Origin of the sequence: Pseudoxanthomonas sp. UTMC 1351 (genome assembly GCF_040948865.1) — a bacterium.
In the GTDB taxonomy this organism is placed as follows: domain Bacteria; phylum Pseudomonadota; class Gammaproteobacteria; order Xanthomonadales; family Xanthomonadaceae; genus Pseudoxanthomonas_A.
In genome coordinates this window covers 26,855-44,712 of record NZ_JAVGJT010000007.1, presented here as the reverse complement: position 1 = coordinate 44,712, position 17,858 = coordinate 26,855, and the positions used below count along the sequence as shown (strand labels likewise).

General features: G+C 63.6%; 15 protein-coding genes. 4 read left to right on the top strand and 11 right to left on the bottom strand.

All coding sequences use genetic code 11. From position 1 onward, the window contains the following. Positions 1–128 precede the first annotated feature (128 nt). Positions 129–494, bottom strand: coding sequence for an I78 family peptidase inhibitor (locus tag AB6O04_RS05935; protein ID WP_368562913.1), 366 nt, complete (start codon positions 492–494; stop codon positions 129–131). 88 nt (positions 495–582) lie between these two features. On the opposite strand from AB6O04_RS05935, the gene AB6O04_RS05930 reads away from it, so the two are divergent. Continuing rightward, positions 583–1,683, top strand: coding sequence for a DNA topoisomerase IB (locus tag AB6O04_RS05930; RefSeq protein ID WP_368562912.1), 1,101 nt, complete (start codon positions 583–585; stop codon positions 1,681–1,683). 110 nt (positions 1,684–1,793) lie between these two features. On the opposite strand, the gene AB6O04_RS05925 is transcribed toward AB6O04_RS05930, so the two are convergent. From AB6O04_RS05925 to AB6O04_RS05900, 6 genes are all read right to left on the bottom strand, one after another. Continuing rightward, positions 1,794–2,120 (bottom strand): I78 family peptidase inhibitor, encoded by a 327-nt coding sequence (locus tag AB6O04_RS05925; protein ID WP_368562911.1) that lies wholly within the window; start codon positions 2,118–2,120, stop codon positions 1,794–1,796. Positions 2,121–2,311: 191 nt separating this feature from the next. After that, positions 2,312–4,147, bottom strand: a complete 1,836-nt coding sequence (locus tag AB6O04_RS05920; RefSeq protein WP_368562910.1) for a carboxypeptidase regulatory-like domain-containing protein — start codon at positions 4,145–4,147, stop codon at positions 2,312–2,314. After that, the gene (locus AB6O04_RS05915; RefSeq protein ID WP_368562909.1) at positions 4,144–6,387 is read right to left on the bottom strand and encodes a hypothetical protein; all 2,244 of its coding nucleotides are present in this window, start codon (positions 6,385–6,387) and stop codon (positions 4,144–4,146) included. Before AB6O04_RS05915 ends, AB6O04_RS05920 begins: the two co-directional genes overlap by 4 nt. Then, positions 6,384–7,556: a BatA domain-containing protein gene (locus AB6O04_RS05910; RefSeq protein ID WP_368562908.1), complete on the bottom strand. Its 1,173-nt coding sequence runs from the start codon at positions 7,554–7,556 to the stop codon at positions 6,384–6,386. Before AB6O04_RS05910 ends, AB6O04_RS05915 begins: the two co-directional genes overlap by 4 nt. After that, complete coding sequence (locus AB6O04_RS05905; RefSeq protein ID WP_368562907.1) at positions 7,553–8,455, bottom strand: DUF58 domain-containing protein; 903 nt, start codon at positions 8,453–8,455, stop codon at positions 7,553–7,555. The genes AB6O04_RS05910 and AB6O04_RS05905 overlap by 4 nt, the downstream gene beginning before the upstream one ends. Before the next feature lie 13 nt (positions 8,456–8,468). Next, positions 8,469–9,488 (bottom strand): AAA family ATPase, encoded by a 1,020-nt coding sequence (locus AB6O04_RS05900; protein ID WP_368562906.1) that lies wholly within the window; start codon positions 9,486–9,488, stop codon positions 8,469–8,471. 107 nt (positions 9,489–9,595) lie between these two features. On the opposite strand from AB6O04_RS05900, the gene AB6O04_RS05895 reads away from it, so the two are divergent. Then, positions 9,596–9,943 (top strand): hypothetical protein, encoded by a 348-nt coding sequence (locus tag AB6O04_RS05895; protein WP_368562905.1) that lies wholly within the window; start codon positions 9,596–9,598, stop codon positions 9,941–9,943. Positions 9,944–10,028: 85 nt separating this feature from the next. Here AB6O04_RS05895 and AB6O04_RS05890 read toward each other — a convergent pair whose 3' ends face one another. The 4 genes from AB6O04_RS05890 to AB6O04_RS05875 form a co-directional block, all read right to left on the bottom strand. Continuing rightward, positions 10,029–10,736, bottom strand: coding sequence for a DUF4159 domain-containing protein (locus AB6O04_RS05890; protein ID WP_368562904.1), 708 nt, complete (start codon positions 10,734–10,736; stop codon positions 10,029–10,031). A gap of 115 nt (positions 10,737–10,851) precedes the next feature. After that, entirely contained in the window at positions 10,852–12,186 is a 1,335-nt protein-coding gene (locus AB6O04_RS05885) for a TldD/PmbA family protein (protein WP_368562903.1), read from the bottom strand. A gap of 109 nt (positions 12,187–12,295) precedes the next feature. Further along, positions 12,296–13,930: a TldD/PmbA family protein gene (locus AB6O04_RS05880; RefSeq protein ID WP_368562902.1), complete on the bottom strand. Its 1,635-nt coding sequence runs from the start codon at positions 13,928–13,930 to the stop codon at positions 12,296–12,298. 322 nt (positions 13,931–14,252) lie between these two features. Then, positions 14,253–15,881, bottom strand: a complete 1,629-nt coding sequence (locus AB6O04_RS05875; RefSeq protein ID WP_368562901.1) for a TldD/PmbA family protein — start codon at positions 15,879–15,881, stop codon at positions 14,253–14,255. A 190-nt stretch (positions 15,882–16,071) separates the two neighbouring features. On the opposite strand from AB6O04_RS05875, the gene AB6O04_RS05870 reads away from it, so the two are divergent. After that, entirely contained in the window at positions 16,072–16,923 is an 852-nt protein-coding gene (locus AB6O04_RS05870) for an NYN domain-containing protein (protein ID WP_368562900.1), read from the top strand. 145 nt (positions 16,924–17,068) lie between these two features. Then, entirely contained in the window at positions 17,069–17,665 is a 597-nt protein-coding gene (locus tag AB6O04_RS05865; protein ID WP_368562899.1) for a DUF938 domain-containing protein, read from the top strand. Positions 17,666–17,858 lie beyond the last annotated feature (193 nt).

The window sequence follows — 17,858 nt, the reverse complement described above, 5'->3', positions numbered from 1 at the left end:
TGCGCGACGAGCGCCTTTAAGCGGCTATTCGCCATCAGCTGCCGTTGCGACGGCATCATTGTTACCGACTCGGTGTTATCGCGGGGCGCGGCGAGAGATGAACAACCATGCCCCCGCCACCATTCATCTCAACCGCACCGCACCGCGGTCACGACGCCCTTGTCATCCAGCTCTACATTCAGGCGGCTCTCGTTGAACTCCAGGGTGACGGCCTGGCCGGGTTTCAGCTGGCGAACCAAGGTGGCTTTGGCATCCGTGCGCGCTTGTTCGACGTCGGCCTCCGTTGCCGGTTTGCCGACCAGCCATTGCGCCTGGACATCGTCGCAACCGCTTTCGCTGACCGGTGGCGGGGTGCTGGCAGTGGCGGCAACTGGCTCCGTTGCCGCAACCGCGGCAGCCTGCGACCGTTCGGTGGCCTCGGTTTGCTCGTCGCGATCAGGTGCGCAGGCGGCCAGTGACAGGGTCAACAGCAGAGGGATCACCAAACGGGTCATGCAGGTCTCCAAGCGAAGGAAGGAATGCGCAGAGCATCGCTGAATCCGCATTCGCATGTCGTTAACCGCCGCGCGCCAGAATCCGGCCATGTCCGTCCAGCGCGTCGTCTACTCCCATGCCGGACCAAATCCCGTCCAGGATGCCGCTGCAGCGCAGGCGGCGGATGCGGGACTGAGATACGTCAGCGATCAAGCGCCGGGCATCAGCCGGCGGCGGGTCGGCAAAGGTTTCAGCTACCGGGCGGCGGACGGCAGCGCCGTGCGCGATGCGGCGACGCTGGCGCGAATACGTGCGTTGGCCATTCCGCCGGCCTATACCGAGGTATGGATCTGCCCGCATCCGCGCGGGCATCTTCAGGCGACCGGCCGCGATGCACGTCTTCGCAAGCAGTACCGGTACCACCCCGAGTGGAGCGCGGTGCGCGGCGACGGCAAGTTCGAACGCATCGTCGCTTTCGGCAAGGCACTGCCGCGGCTGCGGCGTCGGCTGCGACGGGATCTGGCCAAACCCGGCTTCCCGCGAGACAAGGTGCTGGCCCTGGTGGTGACGATCATGGCCGAGACTTTGGTGCGCGTGGGCAATCCCGAATATGCACGCGACAACCGCTCCTTCGGTCTGACCACGCTGCGTAACCGGCATGCGGCGTTCACCCGGGGTGGTCGGGTCAGGTTGCGGTTCAACGGCAAGGGCGGGCAGCCGTATGACCTGGAGGTCAACGATAGGCGTTTGGTGAAGCTGATCCGTCAATGCCAGCAGTTGCCGGGGCAGGCGCTGTTCCAATACCGCGACGACGATGGCCAGGTGCAGCCGGTGGATTCGGGCGACGTCAACGAATACCTGCGCGAAGCCATGGGTGATGCGTTTACCGCCAAGGACTTCCGCACCTGGGGCGGCACGTTGGCGGCCTTCCAGCGCCTGGCCGCGACCGAGCCACCGGCCGACGCCAGCGAACGGGCGCTGGCGCAGTTGCAGAACGAAGTGATCAAGGCTGTCGCGCAGGCGTTGGGCAATACGCCCGCGGTGTGCCGCAAGGCCTATATCGATCCGCTGGTGTTCGAAGCGTGGCGACGAAACGAGCTGCTGCGCGCCGCCGAGGGCGCGCGCGGAGACCGCCAATGGGAAGCGGCGGCGTTGAAGTTTCTGGCCAAGGCCAAGCGGCGGGTGGGACGCAACGGCAAGTCCAAATAGGCGCCGTAGGTGGGTTGTAGGATGGGTCGAGCGTAGCGACACCCATCGATCGCAATGATGGGTGTCGCTACGCTCGACCCATCCTATCTAGCCCGCCCGCCGCCGTCGTGTCAGCCGCAACTGACCTTGGTGATCAGGTTCTTGTCGTCCAGTTCCACATTGACCCGGTCTTCGCGATAGTCCCGGGTGACGGCCTGGTTGGGGCCGATGGGACGAATCAGCCCGGCGCCGCTCTCGCGCCAGACGCGCCCCATATTCGCCTGATTGCCTTCCTGCCCAACGGCCCACTGGACTTTATCGGCCTGACAAACGCCGGATGCGTTGGGTGCGGCGGACGCGGAATCCTGCGCGGCTGGCGAGGATGCGCAGGCGGACAACGAAAGCGCTGTGATCGAAAGAACGGCGGCGAACAACGGACGATAGGTGGGAGAGGTCATGCCACATCTCCGGTGGATAAGAAGCGATCGCCATCCTCTCATCCCCTGCGCCAGAAATTCCGCTTTACGCTGACCGGTGGTCGGAAATCAGGGCGTGGGATGGATTGGGCGCAGCGAGACCCATCGGCTCGGATTGCATGGCGCGGGTGATGGGTGTCGCTGCGCTCGACCCATCCTACGTTTACGTTGCATCATTCGTGGCCGACGTGCCGGCCCCAGCGCGATCGTTCGAACCACCACAACACGGCGCTGATCGAAAGCCACGCGAAGAACCAAGGCCAGGGTGAACCGCGGCGCTCCGGTGAGGCAGCCGACGATCGTGTCGCTTGGTCCAACGTTTTTTCTCCGGCCAGGTTCAGCGTGGCTTCGCGCAACGCCGCGCGGTGTAGGCCGGGCGCTGCAGTTGGGTTGCGAACGTAGAACGGCCAAGTGCGTTCGCCTTGTCGCAACAGATGCCAGCCCGACTGGCGTGGCCAGTAGCCGGCGCAAGGCGGAATACCGCTGGCGGGATCGGACAACAGCACCGTGGCCGCGCCGCCGGGAACGGTAACTTCGGCACCCTCTGCGATACCGCAAATCGACACGCGCTGTTGTTCACGCGCATCCCGGTCGATTCGCGGGGTGAGCCCTGGGTGCGCGCGCACGAGCGTTCCGAAGGCATCGCTCCATAGCGCACCATAAAGATCGTCGCGGCCGGAGAGCGACAGCCGGAAGCTGTCGGTCAGCGGCCATACCGCGACGCGGCCGCGACCTTCCGCGCGCCAGTAAGCCAATGCCGTTCCCGCTGCATCACGCAGCAGGGGTACGGCGTCGGTCGATGCGACGCGTAGCGTGCGGCGGTTCAACGTGGGCGCCGCGGCATCAGCTTCCGATGAGCGGTCAGGTGTGTCGATATCGTTGGAAGGCGCTTCTTCATCGCTGGCCGTGCTCGCCAGCGTAACCGGCGCCGCATCGCCGCCGCCGCTAACGGCAAGGCCAAGATTGCCCAGCTGCCTTCGCGTCGCTTCAGGCATTGAGCCTCCGACTCGCAACAGCATGCCGAGCCCCGCACGCACCGCCTCGCCCAATGCGGCGCGTTGGCGCTCGCTGAGCGATGCCCAGGCGCGTTCGTCCAGCACGACCAGGTCAAAGCGGCCGAAATCGGCGGTGTTCAACGCCAACGGCGCATCGCCCAGCTGCAGCCCGCCGCCCACGCCGATCTGCGTGTGCAGCGATAGCCCGGCGTCGGTGGCCCAGCGGCGCAGGTACTTCCATTCTGGATTCGGCGCGCCGGCGAGCAGCAGCAATCGCGGCGGTGTTTCATCGCGCGTCCATAGCGGTACTTCGACGGTGTCCACGACTGCGCGTTGAGCATCGCGCACACGCAACAGGAACGTCGCCGGACCTGCGGCGCGCGCCGTGCCGTTCACTGCGAACTCGCCACCGTCCGTCAGCGCCGCGGAATCGATACGACGGCCGGCGGGATCCAGCAGTTCCACCAAACCCCGCGTCACGCCTTCGACCTTGCCGCCCACGCGAAAGGTGCTGCCGATTGCGACAGCCTCGGGGATGTCCAGCCGCACCATGCCGCGCGGCATTGGCGGCGGATCGAAGCGCAGCGAATACCCGTGCGTAGCTTCGCGATCACGCGCTTCCAGTCCGGCGCCCACGACGTGCAGCCGGCGGGTACCCGGATAGCGTCGTAGCGCGGTGGCAAGGTCCGGCACACGTTCGGCACCGGCCAGCGCGGGTGCTTCCGGAAGCGCGATGACGCGATCTCCGGCATGTGCAGGTGGTGAGGCGGCGCCCGCGGTCGCGACGATCATCGTGCCCGCCTGGGTTGGCAGCGTGGGCGGCAGCAGAGTGAAGTAGAGCAACAGCGCGCTTGCCGGCTGCGCGATCAGCAGCAACATCAAACGCCATGATCGGCTTCGGGACGTTACCGGCGCACGCCGCTGCCAGCGGATCAGGCGAGTGCAAGCCAGCAGGACCGCCAGGGCCAACAGTGCGCCGAGCATCCACGACAGATTCACGATCTCTGCTGTCATGGTGCTTCCTCGCGCTGCAACGCTTCCAAATAGCGGCGACCCGTCGCATCGCCTTCCGCACGGCGCGGTACCTGCGCCGGTGGGCGCGGCAGGACGGTCCACAACAGCGCGCGCAACTGCTGGCGGCACGCTTCGCACTGTGGATCATTGCGTGCCGCGTCGATGGCAGCGACGAACGCGAGCGGATCCGGCACCCGCGCTTCGTTCTGGCGCAGCCAGCGTTCCAGCGCATCAAGATCCGCGCTTTGATCGGTTGCCAAAACCGGTGCGTCCGCCAAGGCAAGCCAGAGTTCTGCAGGTGTCTTGTCTGGATCGGTCGCCGCGGTGGATGGCAAGACGCGGCGCGCCAACCCCGCGCGATCACCGCTCAAGCGGCGGCTTTCATCGATGGGCGGCAGTTCCGGACCCACCTTGGCCAGATAGATACGGCTGGCTTGCTGTACGCGCTTGATGAATTCAAGCGCCTTGTACGCGTACGGCAGTGCGGCGTCGGGATTACCCTGGCGCAAATTCAGTTCCGATTGCCACATCTGATCCAGCGCCTGCTTCAGGATGCCTCGGGTCTCCGGATCCAATAGCGTGGCCGCTTCCGCGTGATCATGAGTGTGGCCGTATTCTTCCAGCACGTCGGCTTCGCGGCCGAAGCCGGGACTGGGCTCGTCCGCCGCATGGCCGTGATCGTGATCGTGATCGTGATCGTCGGTAGTCGCGGCTATCGGCGGCTCGTGATCATGCCCATCGCCTTCGTGATGCTTTTCATCGGCGTGCTTTTCGTCAGAGTGATCTTCATCAGCATGCGCTTCTTCGGCATCGTTGGTCGGCGGCGGCTTGGGTGCGCCCTCGGCTTCTTCGCCCAGGAACTGGCCATAGCGCAGGCGTAGGAGGCGCTGGTCCACGCCGATCTCGTCGGAACGCTGGAGGTAGCGTTCGGTGCTGAGTTTGCGCTTCTCCTTCAGCAGAGCTTCGGCGTCGATGATGATCTGCCGTTGGCTGCGGAAATACGCCGGCATGACCTTCTTCACCAAGCCTTCCAAGCCTGAACTTTCATTGCCAAGATCGGAGGGCCAGCGCAGGATCAGGCTGGAACTGCGTACCCACTGCGGGTGCGGCGATCGGTTGTCGCTCACGCTCAGCTGCGCAACCAGATCGTCGCCCACCGCCAGACCTTGCGCAGCCAGGTCCAGCGATACGTCGAAGCGTTTCACTGTGGCGTTGCCGCGGCCGGCGACCGACAGCGTGCGCTCGCGAAAGGTGATGTTTTCGCCGGTGCCCTGCGCCAGCGTGATCCGCAGCGATGCGGTGGCCGCTACGCCGTAGTCGTCGCTGGCTTCGAACGACAAGGGCCACACGCGCTGGCCGGCGCTTACCAGGCTGAGGCTGCGGTCCGGCGCCAGGATCTTGATCTGCGGTGGCCGGTCGATGACCGCATCCAGCCGATGCAGGCGCGGCGCGTTTGCAGCGGTTCCTTGCGGGACGACGCGGTAGAGCGTCGACTTGTCCAGCTTGTCGCGCGCGGTCCATAGATCGCCCTCGCGGATCAGGCCGACACGGCGGCCGTCATGAAACACCAAATCGGCACTCGCGGGTTGCGGTTCGAAACGCAGTGTCCACTGCAAAGTCGAACCCTGTGGCGCGCGCGCAGCCAGGCTGTCTTCGTCGCGCGCCGGCAGGCGGGTATAGGCCGGCGGCGCGATCCGCAGCCGCTGTCCCACCAGTCGCGGCACGCCCGCAACGACAGGCGCGGTTTCCTCGCTGGGAGCCAAAGCAGCGGTCCGCGTGGCTTCGCGCGACGGCCAAAGCAGAATGCTGGCAATGGCAACGATGCTCACCAGCCAAGTCGCGGTGATCCGCCGCCAAGACCAGGGTGCACGTAGATCGGGAGCAGGATGTGCAGCCAAGCGCTGTTGCAGGCGGTCGCGCTGCAATCGTTGCAGGGGATTCAGTGAGCTCAGCGCGACGTTATCGGCGAACAGCAGATCGACGCTGTCGTCCAAGTCCCGGCGACGCTCATTGAGCGCACGGATAATCCAATGGTTGTCGTAACGGCGTGCTCGGCCCAGCGCGAGCGCAGTCAGTGCGATGGCGCCAGCAATGCCCACCAAGAAAGCGGGGCCTGCACCCAACCAGCGCCACGCCAGCGCCGCAACCATGATGACCAGCGGTAACCACGTCATTACGACGTCGGCGACAAAGCGTTTACGCACGGACGTCTGTAGCGAGTGCAGCGCGGAAGCGTTCATGGCGCAACCGCCCGCTTGGTGCGGCTCGCCAGCCAACGTTCGACCAGCAGCACCAGCGCGATCAATAGCGCCAGCCAAGGTTGCAGATCGCGTGGCGGCAGCGGATACGACGCACCGCCGGTGAGCGGTGCGTAATCGCGCGCGACGACCCGCGATGGCGCGGGCAACGCTGGGTCGAACAACGTGCGCAATCGTTGCGGGAAGTCCGTTTCCAGCAGCGATGGCATGTCTGATGGACGCAACGGCCGAGTGAAACGCAGCACGCGGCCGCGACCCCACGCGGCGCCTTCGACCAGCGGCGCACCTTGCGTATCGCGCCAGCGTACGGTCGTGACGATGGTGGCCGGCATTTTGGCTTGCGCGTCCAACAAGGCGGTGCCGCCGTTCTCTATCCACTGCAGAACGGATGCCGGCAACGGGCCCGGCGCCAGCCACACCAGGTGTCGTGCGTCCGCGGCCAGCGGCTGCGCGACGGGGGCGGCGGAAAAATTATCCACTTGCGCTGTTGCCGGCGGAGCCGGAAGCCAGGCAGCGGCAGCGGCGCGCAGATAGCGCACGGCGGACTCGCGGCCCGCGGCATACCGCACGCTCAGCGAAGGTGGTGCAATGCGTGGCGATTCGCCGGTGGGCATAGTGCCAGGCAGTACGCGCCACTTGACCGTTCGCGACAGCACCGGTCTTTGCGCGTCTGCGCCGGACAGCTGCTCCGGTACGAACACAGTCAGCTTGGCCGATGCCGGCAGTTCGGTATCCAATTGCCGCAACAAACTGGCGATTGGCACCGTGCCGATGGGTGGCGCCTGATCCAGCGGCGGAAAACCCGGCGCCAGCCAGCGCTGCTCTGTATTGTTTTCGCTGATGGCCGCGCGCAACTGCGACGGGTCCACTCCAGGCACCGCAATCACCCACGGCGCATCGCTGGCGCTGCCGAACAATACCGGTTTCGCCAACCACAAGGCCATCAGCGCCAACAGCAGCAGGCGCGATAGCAGCAGCGGCCATTCGTCGAAGCGGATGCGGTGACGCGGTTTGGCTTTCTGACGCAACCAGCGCAGCGCGGCGAAGTCCGTGGGCCGCTGCTCGCTGCGCCGTGCCAGGTGGATGAGCAGCGGCAATATCAGCGCCGCTAGCGCGGCCAGCGCGACGGGCAGCAGCAGCGCCAGGTTCATGCGTACTCTGCCGCGTCCCGTGCGCCGAACAATCGGCGCAGCGGCTGATCCAGTTCCTGATCCAGGAAATAGCGGGCGTGGCGAATGCCGCTGGCGTCCAGCCGGGCGTCCAGCGCGTGCTGTGCTTCGCCGAAGCGGGCCAGGAATTCGCCGCGCATCGCGTTGCCGTCGCCCAGCAACTCTTCGCCGGTTTCCGGATCGCGGAATCGATGGCCGCCCTTGAACGGAAAGTCGCGTTCTTCCGCGGTCAGCAGCTGGATCACCAACACTTCGCGTCGCGCCGCTGCCAACCGTTCGGCCAGTGCGATGCCCGCTTCGTCGAAGCAATCGCCAAGCAGTATCACCAGGTCGCCGGCGGCGATGCGTTCCCACAGTGGCGTCAGCCGTTCGGTGCTGGGAAATTCTCCCTGCGCGTCCAGCCCATGCATCTCCAACAACAAACGGTCGCGCTGGCGGGCACCGCCACCGGGCGGTGCGAGGCGCAGCCCTTCGCTTTGCAGTGCGACCAAGCCAAAGCGGTCACCTTGCCGCAACGCCAATTCGGCGATGCATGCCGCCAGTGCTTTGGCCGCATGCAATCGCGACCAACCGCGACGGGCGGCATCCTGCTGCGCCATGGACGCGCTGGCGTCGATCAGTATCCACACCGTCAGCGGACTTTCGCGCTCGGCTTCGCGTACGAAGAAACGGTCCGAACGCGCGTACAGTTTCCAATCGATCTGGCGTAGCTCGTCGCCGGGTTCATACGCGCGGTACTGCGCGAACTCCAAACCGGCACCGCGGCTGCGGCTGTGGTGCAGGCCGATGCCGTGCAAGCCAACCGCGCGCCGCGATGTCAGCCGCAGGTCTTTCAAGCGGCTGCGTACCTGCGGCGGTATCGGATCGTACGGCGACGGCATGCGCTAAAGCCGCTCAGGCGCGGGTGAAAGGCACGCTGCGCAACAGCGCGGCGATCACGTCATCGGCGCTCTTCTGTTCGGCTTCGGCGGCGAACGACAGCAGCAATCGATGGCGCATCACCGGTGCGGCCAAGGCGACGATATCCTCGCGCGTGGCCGCCAGCCGGCCGTGCAGCAGCGCGCGCGCTTTGGCTGCGAGCACCAGCGATTGCCCGGCGCGCGGGCCAGCGCCCCAGCGGACGTACTTGCGTATTTCATCCGGTACCGCGCTTTCTGGCGATACTCCGCCGGGACGACTGGCGCGTACCAGCCGTGCGATCCAGGCCAGCAGATCCTCGCCCAGATGCACGTCGCGCACGCGCGCCTGCAGCGCCAGCACTTCGCTGCCGTGCATGACCTGCGGTACCGCGCTGCTATGGCTGCCGGTGGTCTGCGCCAGAATGTCGCGTTCTTCCTGCTCGCTGGGATAGTCCACGCGGATGTGCAACAGGAAACGGTCGAGCTGCGCTTCCGGCAGCGGATACGTGCCGGCCTGTTCCAAAGGATTCTGTGTAGCCAGGACGAAGAACGGCGCCGGCAACGGATAGGTGGTGCCGGCATAGCTGACCGTGCGTTCCTGCATCGCTTCCAGGAGCGCGGCCTGGGTCTTGGGCGGTGTGCGGTTGAGTTCGTCGGCCAGCAGCAGGTTGGTGAAGACGGGGCCTGGCTGGAAGCGGAAGTGGCGGTGGCCGGTGCCGTGGTCTTCTTCCAGCAGTTCGGTGCCCAGGATGTCGCTGGGCATCAGGTCGGGAGTGAATTGCACGCGGCGGAACTGCAGTTCCAGCGCCTGGCCCAGTGAGCGGACGAGCAGTGTCTTGCCCAGGCCGGGTACGCCTTCGAGCAGGCAGTGGCCGCCGGCCAGTAGGCCGATCAGGAGTTGTTCGACTACGTCTTGTTGGCCGACGATGGCTTGGGCGATGGCTTGGCGGAGGTGGGTTAGGCGGGTTAGCTGTTGTTGGAGGTCGGATTCGGTGAGGGGTGATTCGTTAGTCATGAGGGGCTCGCCGATTAAAAGAAGTTTTAGGAGCCAAAGCCAAAGCTGAAGCGAAGGCATAAGCAAAAAGCAAAAGCTTTCGCGCTGAAGCGCGAGCTACTTTTGTCTTGGCAAAAGTAACCAAAACCGTTTGCGCCGGACACTCGCCGATGCGATGGAGCCGCATCGGTGCCCTGTGCTCCTCGCCTGGCGCGGCACGGCGCCCAAACTCGCTGCGCTCGGACAAGGGCGCCTCTGCGGCCGCGTCAGGCTGTGGTGCTCGGCTCGCTTTAAGGCGCAAGGAGGCAAAAGCCAGAGCAGAAGCAAAAGCAAAAGCAAAAGCAAAAGCAAAAGAAAAAGAAAAAGAAAAAGAAAAAGAAAAAGAAAAAGAAAAAGAAAAAGAAAAAGAAAAAGAAAAAGAAAAAGAAAAAGAAAAAGAAAAAGCAAAAGAAAAAGCAAAAGCGTCTTTGGCGTAACGGGTTGCTTGGGTGCCGCTGGGAGTCGGCAGAACTAGGCCAGCTGCCATCGATTCCCCATTCCCGATTCCCCATTCCCGTACCATCAGCTATTCAACGCGTACATGACGATATTGACGCCGAACTTGGTGTTGTCTTCGGCCAGGAAGCGTTTGTTGCGCCAGTCGTAGTCCCATTCGCAGCCGTAGTCTTTGTTGCTGTAGAGCACGCCCAGGCGGCCGTCGATTTCGATGCCTTGCAGGTAGTCGTGCACCAGGTCGTCGCCCCAGCCATTGAGTTCGAAGCCGGTGGCGGGCGGGCCGTCGAAGACGAAGAAGCTGCGGTAGATGGCGTGTTGTTTGGGCAGCTTCTTGATCGCCTTGGCGCCGAAGATGGAAGCCATCTGTGCTTCGAATGATTTGGCGAACAGGCCGTCGATATCGTGGTTGCAGTCGTCGACGAAGACGAAGCCGCCGTTGCGGATGTAGCGTTCGAAGTTGCGGCGTTCGGCGGGGTTGAATTCGACCAGTTTGTGCCCGGACAGGTAGCAAAAGGGCGCGGTCAGCATGCGCGGGTCGGACAGCGACAGCACGTGCTCCTTGGGGTCCACGCGCAGGTTGGTGTAGTCGATCAACGAAGTGATGAGATTGGCCGGCATGCGCGCGTCCACGTCCCAGTCGCCGGAGTCGTATTTCAGGCGGGTGAACCAGAAGTCGTATTCCGCGGTTGCTGCCGATGCTGCGCGCATTGGCCCGGCCAGCAAGGCGCCGGCGAGTCCGCCGGTCATCAGACGGAGGAATTGCGAGCGGTTCATGGACGGCCTGCAGCTTGTCTTGCGAAGGTAGGAGCGCCCCATGGGCGCGAGCTCTTCACGATGAACCTGTTGAAAAAGCTCGCGCCCATGGGGCGCTCCTACCGTGAATCATTGACTACACCGCATCCGACAGCGAAGTGAAGGTGAAGTCGCGCAGTTTCATCGGCGGAATCATCATCACGAAAGAAGATTCGTCGCCCGATACGCGCACCGGCTTGCCGAGTTCTTCGATGTTGTTGAGCATGATCACCGGCGATTCGTTGAAGCGGAAATTCTTCACCGGGTATCTGATCTCGCCGTTCTCGATGTAGAACGTGCCGTCGCGGGTCAGGCCGGTCAGCAGCACCGTCTGCGGGTCGACCATCCGGATGTACCAGGTGCGGGTGACCAGGATGCCCTTCTGCGTGCTCTTCACCAGTTCGGCGGTGGACTTGGTGCCGCCGGACATCAGCAGGTTGCCCGGTTCGCCGATCGCGCGCTTGCCCTGTTTCTGCGCCCAGAAACGGGAGTACTGAAGATTGGCGATCTTGCCGTTTTCGACCACCGCCATCTTCTCGCGCGGCAGGCCTTCGGTGTCCCACGGCAGCACAGCGGCGTCCGGGTGCCAGGGGTCAGCGGTGATGTTCACGCGCGGGTCGTAGACCTGTTCGCCCAGCTTGTTGCCGCCGCCTTTCTTGGACAGGAAGCTGCGGCCTTCGTCAGCCTGGCGCGCATCGAAGAAATTCATCATGAAGGAGATCAGGCCCGCGGCGGCGGCCGGTTCCAGGATCACCGTGTACTTGCCCGGCTCCAGTGCCTTGGCTTCGGCCGATTCGGTGGCCTTGCGCATGGCGGTGCGGACGTCGCTGTCGGCCTTGAACGCGCTGGCGTCCTTCAGATTGCGGCCGACCCAGCCGGAACCGCGGCCGTCTTCGGTGCGTACCGTGCAGGTGTAGTTGAAGTTGGTCGCCTTCTGATAGCCGAAGTTGCCTTTGCTGTTGGCGAAGGCGACGAAGCTTTGCCCATCCTCCAGGAAGCCGGCGGCGATCAGTTTTTCCGCCTGACAGGGACCGATGGAATCCGCTGCCACCTGGGCACGGAATTCCGGCGTGATGGCGGCGGTCGAATCGCTGAAGGTGGGGCTGGCGGTGTAGGTCTGCTTGTCGATGGCCGGCATGAACTCCGGGTTTTCCGGCGCCAGGCGCGCCAGATCTTCGGCGCGGCGAACCACGCGTTCCAGCGCGGCGTCGTCGAACTCATTGATGCTGGCCGTGCCCATGCGCTTGCCGAAGGCCACCTGTACCGCCAGATCGGCGTTGCTGACGATGCCGCTGGTGGAAATGTTGTTCAGCGCGAAGCGGATGTTGCCGTCGATGGAGCCCGTGAGTTGGGCGGTGCATTCGTCGGCCTTGGACAGCGCGATGACCTTGTCCAGGATGGCCTTGGCCTGCTGTTCGGTGAAGATGCTCATGTTCTGGATATCTCCTGGTAGAGCGGAGCTTGCTCCGCTGCTCTTCGTTCTAATGTTGGGAAAAAAGCAAAACAAAGCAGCGGAGCAAGCTCCGCTCTACGAGATTTGCTCAGCCCAGACTGCGGGCGGTGTTGATGACGTTGATGCCGTTGAAGCGCGCGGTACTGGAACCGTGCGACACCGCCGACACTTGTCCGGGTTGGCCTTTGCCGTCGAAGAACGAACCGCCCAGGCGGTAATCGCTGTCGTCGCAGATCGCGGCGCAGGCGTTCCAGAATTCCGGCGTGCGGATCTGGTAGGCCACGTCCTCGATCTGGCGAGTGATCTGGCCGTTCTTGATTTCGTAGAACAGCTGGCCGCCGAATTGCGCGTTGTAGCGTTGCTGGTCGATGGAGAACGAACCATCGCCGATGATGTAGATGCCGTTCTCGACATCCTTGATCATGTCCGCCACACCCAGCTTGCTCTTGCCCGGTGCCAGCGAGACGTTGGCCATGCGCTGGAACTGCACGCTGGACCAGGAGTCGGCGTAACAGCAGCCGTCGGATTCGTTCTTGCCCAGGATGTGGGCCTGATCGCGGATGGTCTGGTAATCGACCAGCTTGCCGCCGGCGATCAGGTCCCAGCGCTTGGTCTTCACGCCTTCATCGTCGTAGCCGACCGCGCCCAGGCTGCCCGGCTGCACCTTGTCGGCGAACACCGTGACGATATCGCTGCCGTACTGGAATTTCTCCTGGCGCTTGTCCAACGTGGCGAAGCTGGTGCCGGCGTAGTTGGCCTCGTAGCCCAGCACGCGGTCCAGCTCCAGCGGATGGCCAATGGACTCATGGATGGTCAGCCAGGTGTGCGATGGATCCAGCACCAGATCGTACTTGCCGGGTTTCACCGAGGGTGCCGTCAGCTTGGCGCGCGCCTGTTTGGCGGCGGCGACGGCGTCTTCCTTCATATCGTAGGAAAGGCCGTAGTTGATCACGCCATTGGGCGAAACTACCTTGCCTGAGGCGGCGCCGTCCAGGTACTCGTAACCCATACCCATCGGCGAAGACAGCCCGTCACGGGTGCGGAATTTGCCGGTGGTCTTGTCGATGGCGGTAACCGTCATCGGCGCCCAGATCCGGTGCACATCCTGATCGATATAGGAGCCATCGGTGCTGGCGAAGTACTTTTGCTCGTTGACCAGGAACAGCATGGAGTTGACGAAATCGGCGCCAGCGTTGACTGCATCGGCGTTGACGCCCAGCAGCAGGTCCACCTTCTCCTTGAGCGGCACTTCCATCGCGTTCTTCTTGATCGGCGTCTTCCAGGACACTTCACCGACACCTTTCACCGGCGCCAACTGCACCGGCGAGGTTTGGCTCTTGCTGTTGGCCTTGGCGATCAAGGCAGCCTGCTGCGCCGCTTTGGCCACGTTTTCGGCGGTCAGCTGGTTGGTGGCGGCGAAGCCCCACGCCCCATTCACGATCACCCGGACGCCGGCGCCGGTGGACTCGGTGTTCACCACGTTCTGCACTTTGTCTTCGCGGGTGATCACGAACTGGCGCAGATAGCGGCCGATGCGCACGTCGCAGTAACTGGCGCCGGCCTGGTTGGCAGCGGCCAGTGCGGCGTCGGCGAGCCGCTTCTTGAAGCCGGCATCCAACACCGATTGAAGTTGCTCGGCGGCGATGGCCTGCCCGAGGAAGGACGGCACGATCAGGCCGCCCAGGCTGAGGCCGCTCAGGGCCAGGAAGTCACGTCTTTGCAAGGCTTTTCTCCACCGGTGAAGCCCGCGTCAACGCGCGGGACGAACTGGACTGAGCTGGAATGGAACACGTCGCGCATGCAGGAAAGCAGAACAGCATGCAGTCCCGATTCTTGCGCTCCAGTGGAGAAGCCGTCAAATGACTTTTGGCATATAAGAGGGAATTCGCACCTGCGGCGCTGCGAAGGGTGAAGTCGCACCTGCGGTGCTGTTAATGGCAAAAGCGGCGTAATGCAGTGCCTGGCGCGTGCGTGGCTACACTCTTCTCCATTGCCAGCGCCATCGGCGCGACTTCACAGGCTGCGTCGCAGCCGACTTCATCCGCTCACCCCAAGCTGCGCGCCGTATTAATGACATTCACACCATTGAAGCGCGTGGTACTTGAGCCATGCGAGACCGCGGACACCTGACTCGGCTGGCCTTTGCCGTCGAAGAACGACCCGCCCAGGCGGTAGTCGCTTTCGTCGCAGATCGCCACACAGGCGTTCCAGAATTCCGGTGTGCGGATCTGATAGGCCACGTCTTCGATCTGCCGGGTGATCTGGCCGTTCTTGATTTCGTAGAATAGCTGGCCGCCGAACTGCGCGTTGTAGCGCTGCTGGTCTATCGAATAAGAGCCGCGGCCGTGGATATAGATACCGTTCTCCACGTTCTTGACCATGTCGGCGACGCTCAGCTTGTTCTTGCCTGGCGCCAGCGACACGTTGGCCATGCGCTGGAACTGCACGCTGGACCAGGAATCGGCATAGCTGCAGCCGTGCGATTCGGATTCGCCCAGGATATGCACTTCGTCGCGGGTGGCCTGGTAGTTGACCAGCACGCCGTCCTTCACCAGATCCCAGCGTTTGGTCTTGACGCCTTCGTCGTCGTAGCCGACCGCGCCCAGACTGCCCGGCTCGGTCTTGTCGGCGGTGAAGTTGACGATCTCGCTGCCCCAGCGGAATCCGGCCTCGCGCTTGTCCAGGGTGGCGAAGCTGGTGCCGGCGTAGTTGGCCTCGTAGCCGAGCACGCGGTCCAGTTCCAATGGATGTCCGACGTTCTCGTGGATGGTCAGGAACAGATTGGACGGGTCCAGCACCAGGTCGTACTTGCCGGGCTTGACCGATGGCGCGGTCAGTTTGGCTCGCGCCTGCTTGGTCGCCGCGACCACATCTTCCATGACGTCGTAAGAACGGCCGTAGCCGACCACGCCGCCCGGCAGCGCGAACTTTCCGGCGGGGTCGGCGTCCAGATATTCGTAACCCAGGCCCATCGGCGCGGACAGGCCATCGCGGGTGCGGAACTTGCCGCTGGCCTTGTCGATGGCGGTGACGGTGAACGGAAGCCAGATGCGGTGCACGTCCTGATCGATGTAGGAACCGTCGGTGCTGGCGAAATACTTCTGTTCGTTGATCAGGAACATTCGCGAAGCGACGAAATTGGCGCCGGCGTTGAGCCCGGCGGCATTGACGCTCAGCAGCAGCTCGACCTTCTCCTTGACGGGTACTTCCATCGCGTTCTTCTTGATCGGGGTCTTCCACGCGACTTCGCCCACACCTTTCACCGGGGCCAGTTGCACGGGCTGGCTTCGATGCCCCGCATTGGCGTTGGCGATAGCGACCGCCTGGCGTGTGGCGGCGGCGACCGCATCGGGTTTGGTCTGATGCGTGGCGGCGAAACCCCAGGCGCCGTTGACGATCACGCGAATGCCGACGCCGGCCGATTCGGTGTTCACTACGTTCTGCACCTTGTCTTCGCGGGTGATCAGCGACTGGCGCAGATAGCGGCCGACGCGTACGTCGCAATAGCTGGCACCGGCGTGGGTGGCGGCTGTCAGCGCGGCGTCGGCCAGGATTTTCTTGGCGGCCACGTCCATCGGCACCATCAAGGCTTCGGCCGCTATCAGGCGCGTATGCGGCAGGATCAGTCCGGCCAGGCTCAGGCCGGAAAAACTCAGGAAGTCGCGTCGCTGCACAAGGAGGGTTCCGGCAAGGAGACTGGATCTGGCACTGTGCTTAGCCGGACGCATGCCCGTCAAGTGACGGCGGTCATGGACAAAGGATCGATGCTTCGCGCCTGTAAGGATGCCGACATAGTCGGCAAACCGCGTCGCCCAATACGATGTGGTGCACAATCGCCGTTGCACAACGGCAGCGGAGCTCGCCATGAAATCACGTCCCAGCGGCAAACCGGAATCCGATGACGAACAGCGGCGACTGGCCGTACTGATCGATGCCGACAACGCGCCGCCGACCGCCATCGAAGGCCTGTTGGCCGAAGTGGCCAAGTACGGTGTGGCCAGCGTGAAGCGCATCTACGGCGATTTCACCAGCACCCGCATGACCCAATGGAAGCAGGCACTGCTGAAGCATTCCATCAGCCCGGTCCAGCAGTTCGCCTACACCAGCGGCAAGAACGCTACCGACAGTTCGTTGATCATCGACGCGATGGACCTGCTGTATACCAATCGGTTCGACGGCTTCTGCCTGGTATCCAGCGACAGCGACTTCACCCGCCTGGCGCAGCGCCTGCGCGAGGAAGGGCTGACCGTCTACGGTTTCGGCGAACGAAAAACACCCGACGCGTTCGTGCAGGCCTGCGACAAATTCATCTATACCGAAGTGCTGCGGGCACAGACGCCGGTGGTGGTGCCGGCAAAGCCCGTGAAGTCCGCTCCAGAGCCCGCCAAGCCCAAGGCCAAAGCCAAGAAAAGCACGCCCGTAGCCGCCGCCGAACCTACCGCGGTGCCAGCGCCAGAACCGGCTGGTAAGTCCGAAGCCTTGCCGCTCGACCTGATCCGCCAGGCCATCGAAGAAGCTTCCGACGACCAGGGCTGGGCGTTCCTCGGCACCATGGGCAGCTATCTCAACAAGATTCGCCCCAACTTCGATCCGCGATTGTATGGGCACAAGAAACTCAGCGATCTGCTGAAGCAGCATCCCAAGCATTTCGAGATACAGGAGCGGGGCGGCGACGGCGGCACGGGAAAGCGTATTTATGTGCGTATTCGTGGTTAGCGCTTTTCCACATTGAGGGATGTGTCATGTCTGACAGGAAGGCGCCAGAGGCACGCACGGTTTCCTTGTGGGAGCGACGTGAGTCGCGACCGGAAACATCAACGTCGCGACTCACCGGTCCCGGCATGCCGGTACCACTCCCACTATGAAGCCACACTCACCCGCCAGTGATCGCAACCGCGATCCCATCCTGGCCGTTCTACTTCGCCACTTCAGCGCCGCACGCACAGTACTGGAGATCGGCAGTGGCACCGGCCAGCACGCCGTGTATTTCGCACAGGCCATTCCGGGCCTGATATGGCAATGCTCTGATCGGGCATCGTATCTGCCAGGCATCCGTGAGTGGCTGGACGAAGCGCAACTGCCTAATACACCACCGCCACTTGAACTGGATGTCGCAGCGGGTCCATGGCCCAGCATGAAATTCGATGCGGTGTTCAGTGCCAATACGCTGCACATCATGAGCTGGGAAGAAGTACAGGCGTTCTTCCGTGGATTGGATGTGGTGCTTGCGAACAGCGCGACGCTCGTCATCTACGGGCCGTTCAACTATGGCGGAGCGTTCACCAGCGACAGCAATCGTGAATTCGATGCATCTCTGCGCGCGCGCGATCCACGCATGGGCATCCGCGATTTCGAGGCAGTGGATACGTTGGCCCGGAATATCGATCTGCAGCTGATCGAGGATGTGGCGATGCCAGCCAACAACCGTTGCCTGGTCTGGCGGCGTTCGCCGTTATAGGAGAGTCTTCCGTAGGAGAAGCTCCCGTAGGAGCGTCGTCCCGACGCGAGCTCTTCCTGTCAGCTCGCGGCATGGCAGGAAGAGCTCGCGCCGAGACGGCGCTCCTACAAGAGCCCGCATGCATATAGCGTGCGCTATGCGCACGACGCCGAAGTGTCACCGGCCGTGCGCACGGCGCACGCGACGATCCAAA